Raw genomic sequence first — 12,936 nt, forward strand, 5'->3', positions numbered from 1 at the left:
GGAACGGCTCGGCGCCGCACCGTCGCCGGGACCGACCGGGGACCCGGTTACCGTGCCGGGCGTGCACGTGCTGCTGCCGCCCTCGGAGGGCAAACGGGCGGGCGGCAGCGGACCGCCGCTGCGCCTGGACGCCCTGCCCTTTCCCGACCTCACCGCGGTCCGCGAGCGGATCGTGGACGCGCTCGCCCTGGTGTCCGCGGATCCCGAGGCGGCGCGGCCGGTGCTGCGGGTCCCGCCGACCGTGCTCGACGAGGTGGCGGCGAACACCGCCGTCCGCACGGCGCCGACCCTGGCCGCCCTGGACCGCTACGACGGCGTGCTGTACCGGGCGCTGTCGGCACCGGCGCTGTCCCCCGCCGAGCGGGCCAGGGCCGACGGCCGGCTGCTCATCGCGTCGGCGCTGTTCGGAGTGGTGGCCGCGGACAGCGAGGTGCCGGCCTACCGGCTGTCCGCCGGCGCCACGCTGCCCGGCGTCGGCGGCATCGCGGCCGCCTGGCGGCCCTGGGTGGCCGGTGCGCTGGCAGCTCTCCCGGGGCTGCTGGTGGACCTGCGCTCTGCGGCGTACGCGGGCTTCGGCAGCCCGCCGGGCACCGTGACCGTCCGCATGGTGCGGCAGGGACCGGGCGGCCTCGTCACGGCCATCGGACACGACAACAAGGCGGCCAAAGGCGCCCTGGCGCGGCTGCTGGCGACCACCCGGGCCCGGGTCGAGGACGCCGCCGACCTGGTGCGACTGCTCCGCCGCGCGGGCTGGACGGCGAACCACACCGGGGACGTCATCGAGGTGCACGCCTGATCCCTGCCGGACGCCGCAGGTGGGGCCGCCGGGCGGTAATTCGGTTGCCGCGCCGCCGCCCGCCCGGGAGCATCGGGCACCTCGGTGCGCAGCGGGCGCACCACGGCGAGGGGAGGTTCCGATGACTGTCCGAGCGGTCAGCCCCGTCCCCCCAGCACCTGCGCCGCGCACGTCCCGCACGGGCTGAAGCTCCCCGCCGCACCGGCGAGGTGGCTTCCCCGCGACGGACCCGGCGCTGTCTCCCCAGGAGCCCGCGTGTCCCGCACCCGCACCACCTCTTCGCAGTACCGCCCCCTCCGCGCCCTCCCCGACTCCGCGGTCGACGCCCGCGACCACGACCACCACCATGACGGCGTCCCCGACGGCCAGCTGCCCGCTGACGAAGGCACCGACGCGGCGTCAGCCGGCGACGACCACGATCACGACGGCCCCGACGACGACCACGACCTCAACGACGAGGACCTCGACGACGACTGGGCCGACCTGGACGACGACTGGGCCGACCGGGACTGGGAGCGACCGCGACGACGCGGCGCCCGCCGGGCCCGCACGCCCGGCGTCCTGCCGGGACTGATCTCCGAGGGCCGTTCCGGCCGGCGGCGGGTCGACGTCGACACCGGACCCGACGGCCAGGGCGACGCCGACCACGACGACACCCCCGGCCCCGCCCTGTCGCTGGTCGGCGGCATGGACACCGACCCGCCCGGCGGGTCCCCGTTCAGTTCCTACGACGTGGCCACCCGCGGCCCCGAACCGACCCCGGACTGGCTGGTCACCGCCCTGTCCGCCCGGGACACCCGGCTGGGCGTGCTCAAGACCGGCAAGGAGGCGGACGTCTCGCTGCTCGACCGGTCGGTCCCCGGCGGACCGAGCTGCCTGCTCGCCGTCAAGACCTACCGCACCGCGGACCACCGGATGTTCCACCGGGACTCGTCGTACCAGGAGGGACGGCGGGTGCGTCGCTCGCGGGAGGGCCGGGCCATGGCGGCCCGCACCCGCTTCGGCCGGGAGCTGCTGGCCGGCAAGTGGGCGGCCGCCGAGTTCGCCACCCTGGGGCGGCTGTGGCTGGCCGGGGCCAGCGTGCCGTACCCCGTGCAGATCATCGGCTCGGAGCTGGTCATGGAGTTCATCGGTGATCCGGACGGCACCGCAGCGGCACGGCTCGCCGCCCACGACGGCTCGACCGCGGAGTTCCGGGACTTGTGGGCGCACCTGACCCACTCGTTGGAGCTGCTGGCCCAGGAGGGTCTCGCGCACGGCGACCTGTCGCCGTACAACGTCCTGGTGCACCGGGGGCGCTGCGTGCTGATCGACCTGCCGCAGGCGGTGGACGTGGTCGCCAACCCGCAGGGCGAGGCCTTCCTCGAGCGCGACTGCGGCATCATCGCCGACTTCTTCCGCCGGCGCGGCGTCGACGGCGCCGACGGGGAGCTGCTGGCACTGCACCTGACCGGCATCGCCCGCCTGGCTTGACCGTCCGGCAGTCGGCGCCGGGCGGGCACTCCGCCCGGCCCGCTCGCCGGCGGGAGCCGTACCCCAAGGGCTCAGCCGAGCGCCGTCACCGGCAGAGCGGGCAGTCCGCGACCGGACGGCGGTGCAGCCCGGCATCGTGCTCGTCGGTGAGCGCTCCGCAGGACGGGCAACTCCCGAGCCAACCCTCGGTCGCTCGGAACACCTGCCCGCACCCGGTCCGGTCGCAGGACACCAGATCCAGCGCGGTGTCCTCGGATCCGGCTGCGCTCGGCACCCGGACGGCGACGGCCACGGCCATCGGTACCTCCCTGCTCGTCGGCACGCATCCGGAGTGCGCGTGCCCCATGGCGCCCGAAGCGGCCGGCCACCACGTCGTCCGCGGCCGGCGTCCCCTCGCCGCAGCGCGACCGCACCCGTCAGTGTGCGAGCCCGGACGTCCGGCGGCGCGGACCGACACGCCAGTGCGATCGGACCGGGTGGCGGCCCCCCGCCCGCGGCGGTACCGGGCCGGGCTCAGGCGGACCGGGTGCGTCGCGCCGGCTTCTTGGCCGGCGCCGGTGCGGCCGCCTCGCCGTCCTGCTCACCGCCGGCGGCCTTGGCCGCCCGCTTGCGGGCCGGCGCCGGCTCGGCCGAGGCGTCGGCGTCGGTCCGCGTCCGGCGCCGGGTCGGGGCGGTGCGGCTGGACGACGCGCCGCCGTCACCGCCGTCACCACCGACACCGCCGTCCGGGGCGGCAGCGCGGCGCGACCGGCCGGCGGGTGCCGTCCCGGCGGTTCCGGTGGCCTCCTCGCCGGCCGCCTGGGTATCGCGACGCTGCACGCTGCGCTGCAGGGCGGCCAGCAGATCCAGCACCTCGGCGTCCTCGCCCTCCTCGGCGGGAGCCTCGGGGAAGGCCTCCTCGCCCTCGAACTTGGCATCGATGAGCTGCTGCAGCTCGACCCGGTAGGTGTCCTCGTGCTGCTCGGGATGGAAGTCGTCGGCGTACGAGTCCACCAGCAGCGCCGCCATCTGCTTCTCCGCGGCGGACACCTCGACGGCGCCGGAGAGCTGGTCGAACTCGATCTCGCGGACCTCGTCGGGCCAGCGCAAGGTCTGGATGAGCAGGTTGTCGCCGTGCACCCGGAGCGCGGCCAGCCGCGTCTTGTTCCGCAATGCGAAGTGCACGATCGCCACCCGGTCGGAGTCCGCGAGGGTCTCCCGCAGCAGGACGTACGCCTTCGGCGACTTGCTGGTGGGCTCCAGCACGTAGCTGGACTCGTACAGCACCGGGTCGATCTGCTCGGCCGGTACGAACGAGAGCAGGTCGATCTCGCGCCCGGAGTTGGACGGCAACGTCGCCAGGTCCTCGTCGGTGATGATCGCGGTGCGTCCGTCGTCGCTGTCGATGGCTTTGACGATGTCGCCGAACTGGACCTGCTTGCCGCACACCTCGCACACCCGCTGGTACCGGATCCGGCCGCCGTCGGCACCGTGCACCTGGTGGAAGCGGATGTCCTTGTCCTCGGTGGCGGCGTACACCGCGACCGGCACGTTGACCAGCCCGAAGACCAGCGAGCCCTTCCAGATCGACCGCATGGGGTCATCATGGCTGCTCCGGCCGGGGAAGGCACCCCGCCGGGCCGGGGAGACGCGGATCCGCCGCGTCCCCGGACTCGGCCGGCGTCCCGCGGTGCGACTCCGGCGTCCCGCCGCGCGACTCCGGCGTCCCGCCGTGGCGGATTAGCCTGGCCCGGTGACGCACTTCGACCTGGTGATCATCGGTACCGGCTCGGGCAACTCCGTGATCGGACCGGAGTTCGACGACTGGTCCATCGCGGTCGTCGAGGACGGCAAGTTCGGCGGCACCTGCCTGAACGTCGGCTGCATCCCGACGAAGATGTACGTGCACCCGGCCGAGCTGGCCGACGCCGGCCGGCACTCCGCGCGCCTGGGGGTCACCCAGCGGCTGGAGGCCGTCGACTGGCCGGGTATGCGCGACCGGATCTTCGGCCGGATCGACGCCATCGAGACGGGCGGTCGGGCGTACCGGGCCGGGGACGAGTGCCCGAACGTGACGGTGTTCGCCGGCCGGGGCACCTTCACCGGACACAAGCGGCTGCGTGTCGACCTGCACGACGGCAGCACCGCCGAGATCACCGCGGACCGCTGGGTGATCGCCGCCGGCTCCCGCGCGGTGATCCCGGACATCCCCGGGCTCTCGGACGGGTCGGCGCCGTTCCACACCTCCGACACCGTCATGCGGATCGACGACCTGCCGCGCAGCGTGGTGATCATCGGCGGCGGCTACATCGCGGCCGAGTTCGGTCACGTGTTCTCGTCGTTCGGCACCGAGGTCACCCAGATCACCCGGTCGCCGCAGCTGCTGCGCAGCCACGACGAGGACGTCTCGGCGGCCTTCACCGCGGCGGCCTCGGCGCGCTACCGGGTGCTGGCCGGCGCCAACCCCAGCTCGGTCAAGGCGCTCGGCGAAGGCGGCGTCTCGCTGGTCGTCGATACCGAGGACGGCCCGGTCACCGTGGAGGCCGAGCTGCTGCTGGTGGCGACCGGGCGGGTGCCCAACGGCGACCGGCTGGCCGTCGACCGGACCGGCGTCGACCTGGACGAGAGCGGTCGGGTGGTGGTGGACGCTCACCAGCGCACGACGGTGGACGGCATCTGGGCACTGGGCGACGTCTGCTCGCCGTGGGCGCTCAAGCACGTCGCGAACCACGAGGCCCGAGTGGTCAAGCACAACCTCGCGCACCCCGAGGCGCCGGTGGCCGCGGACCATCGGTTCGTGCCCGCGGCGGTCTTCACCGACCCGCAGATCGCCTCCGTCGGGTGGACGGAGCGCGAGCTCGTCGCCCGCGGCATCCCCTACGTCGCCAAGAAGCAGTGGTACGCCGACATCGCGGCCGGCTGGGCCCGCGAGGACACGCACAACTTCCTCAAGGTGCTGGCCGACCCGGCGACCGGCCACCTGCTGGGCGCCCACGTCATCGGGCCGGAAGCCGCCACGGTCATCCAGCCCTTGATCCAGGGCATGCACTTCGGGCAGACGGCGCACGAGATCGCCCGGGGCCAGTACTGGATCCACCCGGCGCTGCCCGAGCTCGTGGAGAACGCGCTGCTGGGCCTGCCGGCACCGACGGGTCCGGCCGCGGCCACCGCCTGACCTGCCGGCGGACCGCCGTGTCCTGGCGCAGCGAGGTGTTCGACCGGCCCCGGGTCCAGGTGCTGCGCGACCCGGCCTGGCTGCTGGCACCGCTGTACGTCCGGGACCTCCTCGGACTCGCCGTGCCCGCCGGCCCGGCGCAGCCGGGGCCGCTGGTGCCGGCCGTCGAGCACCGCCCGGTCCCGGCCGGCGCACCCGAGGACGCCGCGGCCCGATGGCCGGGGTGGTGGCAGGCGGCGGTGGCGCACCGGCCGGACGTCGGCGCGCCGCGGGACCGCGACCTGGCGGCCGCCGCCGGCCTCGCCACGCTCTGGGAGCTGCTCGCCGCCGACGTCCGGGGGTGGCTGGACGCGCGGCGGGCGGCGCGGTCGGACCCTGCGGCCGGCGTCGAGCAGGACCTGCTGCAGCGGTGGGCGTCCGCCACCGGCCGCGCGCCCGCGCCGCGGACGCTGACCGTGCAGACGGTGCCGGTGGCGGGACCGCTGCTGGTCCGCGCGGACACCGATCGGTGGGTGGTGGCCACAGGACTGCGGGAACGGCCGGCGGACTACCGGCACCTGTTGGAACCGGTGCTGGCCGAGCTGTTCGGATAGCCCGGCCTGTCCGGGGTCGGCGGGCTCCGGCACCCGGCGCGGACCCGGGTCAGGGCAGGGTGAGGATCTCCGCGCCGGTGTCGGTCACCACCAGGGTGTGCTCGAACTGCGCCGTCCAGGACCGGTCCTTGGTGGTGACGGTCCAGTCGTCGCCCCACAGCTCCCAGTCGATGCCGCCGAGCGTGATCATCGGCTCGATCGTGAACGTCATGCCCTTCTCGATCACGGTCTGCACCGAGGGCTCGTCGTAGTGCAGCACGACCAGGCCCGAGTGGAAGGTCCGGCCGATGCCGTGCCCGGTGTAGTCGCGGACGACGCCGTAGCCGAACCGCTTGGCGTACGACTCGATCACCCGCCCGACGACGTTGAGCGCCCGGCCCGGGGCGACCGCCTTGATCGCCCGCCGCAGCGACTCCTCCGTGCGCTCGACGAGCAGCCGGTGCTCCTTCGACACGTTGCCGGACAGGAAGGTGGCGTTGCAGTCGCCGTGGACGCCGCCGATGTAGGCGGTCACGTCGATGTTCACGATGTCGCCGTCCTCGATGACCGTCGAGTCCGGGATGCCGTGGCAGATCACCTCGTTCAGCGAGGTGCAGCACGACTTGGGGAAGTGCCGGTAGCCCAGCGTCGACGGGTAGGCGCCGTGGTCGCACAGGTACTCGTGCACCACGGCGTCGATGGCGTCGGTGGTCACCCCCGGCGCGACCGCGGCGCCGCCGACGGCCAGCGCCTGCGCCGCGATCCGGCACGCCACCCGCATGGCCTCGATCGTCTCCGGCGTCTGCACCCACGGGTCGGTGCTGGGCGCGGGGCGGTCGCGGTCGACGTACTCGGGTCGCTCGATGGCGGCCGGGACGGGCCGGCGCGGCGTCTGGACGCCGGGACGCAGGGCGGTGCGGAGCATGTCGCCAGCCTACGGCGGCCGCTCGGGACGTCTCCTGTCGTCGGACCCCGTCGTCGGACCCTGTCGTCGGACACTGTCGTCGGACCTGGTCGTGGGGCCCGGTCGTCGGACAAATCGCCGGGAACGTCGTCCGGCGCGGTCAGGAGGCCGGGACGGCCTTGAGGAACGCGTCGGCGACGAGGTTGGTGCGCTTGGAGGTGTCCCCGTTGACGATCAGCACGGAGAACGCGAGGTCGCCGCGGAAGCCGACGGTCCAGGCGTGGGCCTTCTGGTCGCCGCCGACGTCGGCCGTGCCCGTCTTGGCGTACACCTGGCCGGCGTCCTGCAGCACGGTGGCGGTGCCGTCGGTGACGACCGCGCGCATCAGGGTGCGCAGGTCCGACCGGGTCGCCGGGGTGCGGGCCGGGGCCGGCTGGTCGATCGTGGTCTTCGTGCCGCGGATCAACGTCGGGGTCGGCATCGAGCCGTTCGCGACGGTGGCGGCCATCAGCGCCGCCGAGAACGGCGTGACCAGGACGACGCCCTGCCCGAACCCGTCCTCGGCCTGCTGCACCACCGAGTCGGCCACCGGCACGGACCCGGTGAGCGTGGTGATGCCGGGCACGACGAAGTCGCGGCCGATCGAGTAGGCGGCCGCGGCCCTGGTCAGCGCGTCGGCCGGCAGCTCGGTGGCCAGCCGGGCGAACGTCGTGTTGCACGACTTGGCGAAGGCCGTCGTCAGGTCGACGGTCCCGAGGTCGAAGCCCTCGTTGTGGATGTCCCGCGAGTCGACGGTCCAGACGCCGGGACAGTCGACGGACGTGCTCGGGGTGACCAGCCCGGCGTCGATGGCCGCGGAGCCGGTGACGATCTTGAACGTCGACCCCGGCGGGTAGCGGCCGGTCAGCGCGATGGCGCCCTGCGCATTGGCCGCGGCGTTCTGCGCCACCGCCAGGATGTCCCCGGTCGACGGCTGCAGCGCGACCAGGACCGCCGGCTCCGGGATGCCGGCGAGCGCCTTCTCGGCCGCCTGCTGGACCCGGCTGTCCAGGGTGAGCGTGACCTTGCTGCCGGCGTCCGCCTGGTGGCTGGCCAGCGTCTCCAGCTCCGCGCCGGTGGAGTCCACCGCGACGATGGACCAGCCCGGGGTGCCGGACACCATCCGCGCGGCGACCGGCTCCACCTCCGACAGCAGGACCTTCGCGAAGTCCTTGGTGGCGGGCAGCTGGCGGATCTGCGACGGCACGGTCAGGCCCTTGACGGCCGCCAGCCGGGTGCGGACGGCCTGGTAGTCGGCGTCGCGCAGGTTGGTGACCGTGTACCCGGTGGCGGCGTCCGCCTTCTTGAGGCCGGCCACGACGGACGCCTGGGTGACCGTCGGGTCGTAGCGGCCGAGCAGCGCGGCCAGTTGCGCGCCGGTGGCCGCCGGGTCGGCGACCTTGCCGGGCAGCGCCACCACCGACCAGATCCGGACCGGCTGGACGAGCTGGACGTCGTTGCGGTCGACAAGGGAGCCGGTGCCGGCGTCCTCGGTGTGCAGGGCCAGGGTCTGCGCGGCCCCGAGGTCCGGATGCAGGACGGTCGGCGCCCAGTGCACCGACCAGGCGCCCGACCGGGACAGGTCCAGGTCCCACGTCGCCCGGTACTTCCAGGTCACCCCGCGCGGCATCGTCCAGACGAAGTCCGCCTCGGTGCGGGCGGTGTCGGCGGACGGCCGGGACACCGGTCCGGGGGTGACGGAGATGGACGTCGGCTGCAGGTTGTCGATCGCCGCACCGATCTGCTGCGCGGCCTCGGGCGGATCCGTGGTCAGTGCGGCGATCTGCTCGGCCTTGGCGGACTGCCAGGCGGCGGCGAACTGCGCCACCTCGGTGTCCGGTGCGGCCGCCGCGGCGCTCGAGGTGGCGGTGGCCGCGGTGGGCAGCGTCCCGGTGCAGGCGGCCACGGGCAGGCACAGGCAGAGCAGTGCCACGAGCCACCGTGCGCGCTGCCGTGCGCGCTGCCGTGCGCGCCGCTGTGCGCGCTGTGCCCGCCGCGGCGCCTCCTGCCGTCCCACGCCCCGAGTATCCGGGGCGGCGCGGTCAAGGTGCGGTGTGGCGCGCCGCCCTGCCGCGGCGCCGGCACCGGCTGCGACGATGGCGGCATGCCCGGCCCCTTCGACATCCCGCTCGCCGCACTGCGACAGCGCACGAGCGCCAAGTGGACGACCTACGGCGTCGACGTCCTGCCCTTGCCCGTCGCCGAGATGGACGTCCGGCTGGCCGACCCGGTGGCGCGGGTGCTGCACGAGGCCGTCGACCGGTCGGACACCGGCTACGCCGGCGATCCGGGTCCGGTACGGCGGGCGTTCGCCGCGTTCGCCGACCGGCGGTGGGGCTGGCCGGTGTCCGCCGAGGACGTGCGGACCTGTCCCGACGTCGCGGCCGGGGTGATGGCCGTGCTGCGGGTCCTGACCCGCCCGGGTGACGGCGTGGTCGTCATGCCGCCGGTGTACCCGCCGTTCTTCGCCTGGGTGCGCACGGTCGGCGCGACCCCGGTCGAGGTGCCGCTGACCGGCGTGGACGGTGGCGGGCGGATTGATCTCGCCGGTGTCGAGCGCGCCCTGGCGGCCGGCACCCGCGTCGTGCTGCTGTGCCACCCGCACAACCCGACGGGGGCCGTCCACCCGGCGGCCGACCTGGTGGAGCTGGCGGCGCTGGCGGACCGGTTCGGCGCCACGGTGCTGTCCGACGAGATCCACGCCCCGCTGGCGCACCCGGGCTCGGGTTTCCGGCCGTTCCTGACGCTCGGCGCCGCGGCCGAGCGCACCGGCGTGGCCTTCGGCAGCGCGTCCAAGGCGTGGAACCTGGCCGGTCTCAAGTGCGCGCTGGTCACCGCCGGGTCCGGCCGGCGCGACGTGCTCGAGGCACTGCCGCCGGAGCTGGGCTGGGCCGTCGGCCAGTTCGGGCAGCTGGCGGCCCGCGCGGCGTTCGACGAGGGCGAGGCCTGGCTGGACGAGGTGGTGGCCGGCCTGGTGCGCAACGCCGACCTGCTCGGCGAGCTGCTGCTCCGCCACCTGCCCGGCGTCCGCTCGCCCCGACCGGCGGCGGGCTATCTGGCCTGGTTGGACTGCCGGGCCCTGGGGCTGGGCGACGACCCGGCGCAGGTCTTCCTGGACCGGGCCGGGGTGGCGCTGCACCACGGGCCGGACTTCGGCGCGCAGGGCGCCGGCTGGGCGCGGATCAACGTCGGCTGCCCACCGGACCTGCTGACCGAGGCGGTGCGTCGGATGGCTGCCGCAGTCGCCGGGCGGTCCCTGACCCCACCGGTCGGCGTCGACCACGCAGGGTGACGGACGGCGGCCGGCGTGGCCGGCGGTGCCACCGTCGGAGTGGGCCGTCCCGGAGGTGCCACGGACTGTCGGGGACGTGTGGCACCCTCTGCGCGACACCGTCCCGACAGGAGTGCCGATGACCGTGACCAGCAGCGCCGGACGAGCGGCGGCGCCCGCGATCGCCCGCTCCAAGTGGCTGGCGCTGACCGCGATGCTGTTCGCCGTGGCGATGACCTTCATCGACCAGACGATCGTGGCGATCGCCACCCCGGACATCGCGCAGGAGCTCTCGCTCACCCGCACCGGGTCGCAGTGGGTGGTCAACGCCTACCTGGTCGCCCTCGCCGCCGGCTTCGCGCTCGGCGGCCGATTGGCCGACGTGGTGGGCTCCAAGCGCATGGTGCTGCTGGGCATCGTCGGTTTCGCCGCGTCGTCCGCGCTGTGCGGGGCCACGCCGACCGGGTCCGCGGCCACCACCTGGATGATCGTCTTCCGGGCGTTGCAGGGTTTCTCGGCGGCCGCGATGATCCCGGCCGCGCTGGCCGTGGTCGTGGCCGCCTTCCCGCTCGCCGAGCGCGGCAAGGCGCTGGCCATCTTCTTCGGGGTGAGCGGCGGGCTGACCGCGATCGGGCCGATCGCCGGCGGCTTCCTCACCCAGTGGACGTGGCGGGCCATCTTCTGGATCAACATCCCGGTCGCATTGGTGGCGGTGGTGCTGGCCCTGATGAGCCGGTTGAACAACCTCGGCCGCCGGGAGCGGATCGACGTGCCCGGAGCCGTCCTGGTGGCGCTCGGCATGGGCCTGAGCGTGCTGGGCCTGCAGCAGGCGGCGTCCTGGGGCTGGGCCGATGCGCGCACGTGGGCGTGCATCGCCGGCGGCCTGGTGCTGCTGGTGGCGTTCGTGCTGTTCGAGCTGCGCACCGCGCACCCGCTGATCCAGGTCCGCATCTTCCGCGGCCGGGCCTTCCTGGTGGACAACGTGGTGCTGTTCTTCTCGATGATCGCCTTCGTCCCGGTGTTCTTCTTCGCCAGCGTCTACTCCCAGGTGTCGCTGGGCTACAGCGCGAACAACGCCGGGCTGTACCTCTTGACCTTCTTCTCCGGTTTCGCGCCGGCAGCGCAGATCGCCGGCCGCATCTTGGACGAGCGCGGCGCCAAGCCGGCTCTGGTCATCGGCGGCGTGCTCGGCACGGCCGGCTTCGCGCTCTGGGCGTGGCGGCTCACCGACCTCGGGCTGGGCTCGCAGTGGTGGGCCATCGTGCTGGCCGGCGCCGGCATCGGGTTCATCCTGGGCCCGTCGAGCACGGACGCGGTGAACCGTGCTCTGAACGCCTCGTACGGCGAGGTCACCGGCATCTCGCAGACGGTGCGGAACTACGGCTCCGCGCTCGGTCTGGCGGTGCTCGGCACGCTGCTGACCCACGTCTTCACCCAGCGGCTGACGTCGACCTTCGTCGCGGCCGGCGTTCCCGCGGACGTCGCCGGTCCGATGGCCGCGCAGGCGGCGGCGCGCGGCAACGAGAGCGGTGCGCAGTCCGGGGGCGCCGGTGGGGCGATCGGGGAGCGCATCGCGGCGGCGGTGCCGATGGACTTCGCGGTCGCCACCCGGGCCGTGCTGATCGGCATGGCCGTGGTGCTGCTGGTGACGCTGGTCGCGGCGCTCGCCCATCCCGGCGGCAAGGCGCAGGCCGACGATGCGGGGGTCGTCCCGGCCGGCGGCTGACGGCACGGCCCGGACCGTCGACGGGCCGGGCGGCGGCGGCCGGGCCCGTCCCGGCGGGCGGTGGGAAGCCGCGGACACCCACGGAAACTCTGCATCTCCGTGGGAGCCGTCCGGGGTTCGACGACGTCGAAGGTGCACACGCGGCCGGACGGCCGCGGCCGCTCCCCGTCCCGGCCCAGGAAGGCTCCCCCGTGATCTCCCCCCGTACCGTCCGCTCGCTGTCCGTGTCGCTCGCGCTCGGCGCCGCGCTGGTGACCACCGCGTGCTCGGGCTCCGTCGACCCGGTGGCCCAGCCGGCGGCCTCCGTGGTCGTCAGCACCGCCGTCGTGACGACCACCGTGGTCAGCACGGCCGACGCCGGCACGTCGTCCGAGTCCACCCCGTCGTCCTCCGAGTCCACCTCGTCGGAGTCCTCCACCGGGTCCACCGAGTCCACGGAGTCCACCGGGTCGTCGACCACGGAGTCCACGGACACCTCGAGCTCGTCCGGCGACACGTCCACCGCCTCCTCGACGACGGCCGCCACCTCGACCGCCGCCGACCCGGACACCGTGGACTGGGTGACGATGGCCTGCACGAACGTCAAGCCCTTGCTGGCCGCGCTGCTCGCAGTGCCGAACAACGACTCGGCGAAGACGCCGCTGGCCACCTATCGCGCGGCCTGGGTCAAGTACTACCGGGACCTGGGCGCGTCGGCCGACGCCGCGGTCAACGCGTCGGACACCGCGCCGGCGCCCGGCCTGACCAACGGCGAGACCATGAAGACGGCGTTCACCGCCTTCCTGCAGGACGTCTCGGCCTCGGCCGACCGCGCGGCCACCGAGATCGCCCGGCAGACGGATGTCGCCGAGATCGACAAGGTCGCCACCACGATCGCCAAGGACATCGAGGCCGCGGCGCAGAACAACACCGCGCTCAAGAGCATGGACAGCGACGAGCTTCGCGCCGTCGTCAAGTCCGTGCCGGCCTGCAAGGGCCTCAGCGGCAGCTGACCCCCACCA

Annotated in this window: 11 protein-coding genes; 7 read left to right on the forward strand and 4 right to left on the reverse strand. The window is 74.4% G+C overall.

Features of this window, described 5'->3' with window-relative positions:
* Positions 1-61: 61 nt before the first annotated feature.
* Positions 62-796 carry a YaaA family protein gene (locus tag IEY37_RS06915; protein WP_188940737.1) on the forward strand — a complete coding sequence of 245 codons (735 nt, stop codon included), beginning with the start codon at positions 62-64 and terminating at the stop codon, positions 794-796.
* Positions 797-1,051: 255 nt separating this feature from the next.
* On the forward strand, positions 1,052-2,269 hold the full coding sequence (locus IEY37_RS21970; RefSeq protein ID WP_229674025.1) for a serine protein kinase RIO: 1,218 nt from the start codon (positions 1,052-1,054) through the stop codon (positions 2,267-2,269).
* Between the two features lie 85 nt (positions 2,270-2,354).
* Here IEY37_RS21970 and IEY37_RS06925 read toward each other — a convergent pair whose 3' ends face one another.
* Both IEY37_RS06925 and ku read right to left on the reverse strand, forming a co-directional pair.
* A complete protein-coding gene (locus IEY37_RS06925) occupies positions 2,355-2,567 on the reverse strand; it encodes a hypothetical protein (protein ID WP_188940738.1) in 213 nt (70 codons plus the stop codon).
* A gap of 215 nt (positions 2,568-2,782) precedes the next feature.
* Positions 2,783-3,844 carry a non-homologous end joining protein Ku gene (gene ku / locus IEY37_RS06930; protein WP_188940739.1) on the reverse strand — a complete coding sequence of 354 codons (1,062 nt, stop codon included), beginning with the start codon at positions 3,842-3,844 and terminating at the stop codon, positions 2,783-2,785.
* 157 nt (positions 3,845-4,001) lie between these two features.
* Here ku and IEY37_RS06935 point away from each other — a divergent pair, with 157 nt between their 5' ends.
* Positions 4,002-5,423, forward strand: coding sequence for a mycothione reductase (locus IEY37_RS06935; RefSeq protein WP_188940740.1), 1,422 nt, complete (start codon positions 4,002-4,004; stop codon positions 5,421-5,423).
* Positions 5,424-5,440: 17 nt separating this feature from the next.
* Positions 5,441-6,016, forward strand: a complete 576-nt coding sequence (locus IEY37_RS06940; protein WP_188940741.1) for a hypothetical protein — start codon at positions 5,441-5,443, stop codon at positions 6,014-6,016.
* A gap of 49 nt (positions 6,017-6,065) precedes the next feature.
* On the opposite strand, the gene map is transcribed toward IEY37_RS06940, so the two are convergent.
* Positions 6,066-6,920 (reverse strand): type I methionyl aminopeptidase, encoded by an 855-nt coding sequence (gene map / locus IEY37_RS06945; protein WP_188940742.1) that lies wholly within the window; start codon positions 6,918-6,920, stop codon positions 6,066-6,068.
* Between the two features lie 139 nt (positions 6,921-7,059).
* The gene (locus tag IEY37_RS06950; protein WP_188940743.1) at positions 7,060-8,871 is read right to left on the reverse strand and encodes a penicillin-binding transpeptidase domain-containing protein; all 1,812 of its coding nucleotides are present in this window, start codon (positions 8,869-8,871) and stop codon (positions 7,060-7,062) included.
* Between the two features lie 171 nt (positions 8,872-9,042).
* On the opposite strand from IEY37_RS06950, the gene IEY37_RS06955 reads away from it, so the two are divergent.
* The 3 genes from IEY37_RS06955 to IEY37_RS06965 all read left to right on the forward strand — a co-directional run bounded on the left by IEY37_RS06955 (position 9,043) and on the right by IEY37_RS06965 (position 12,927).
* Entirely contained in the window at positions 9,043-10,230 is a 1,188-nt protein-coding gene (locus IEY37_RS06955) for a MalY/PatB family protein (protein WP_188940744.1), read from the forward strand.
* Positions 10,231-10,348: 118 nt separating this feature from the next.
* On the forward strand, positions 10,349-11,935 hold the full coding sequence (locus IEY37_RS06960) for an MFS transporter (RefSeq protein ID WP_188940745.1): 1,587 nt from the start codon (positions 10,349-10,351) through the stop codon (positions 11,933-11,935).
* A gap of 191 nt (positions 11,936-12,126) precedes the next feature.
* The gene (locus tag IEY37_RS06965; RefSeq protein ID WP_188940746.1) at positions 12,127-12,927 is read left to right on the forward strand and encodes a hypothetical protein; all 801 of its coding nucleotides are present in this window, start codon (positions 12,127-12,129) and stop codon (positions 12,925-12,927) included.
* Positions 12,928-12,936 lie beyond the last annotated feature (9 nt).

This window comes from Nakamurella endophytica, from assembly GCF_014646215.1.
GTDB lineage: Bacteria > Actinomycetota > Actinomycetes > Mycobacteriales > Nakamurellaceae > Nakamurella > Nakamurella endophytica.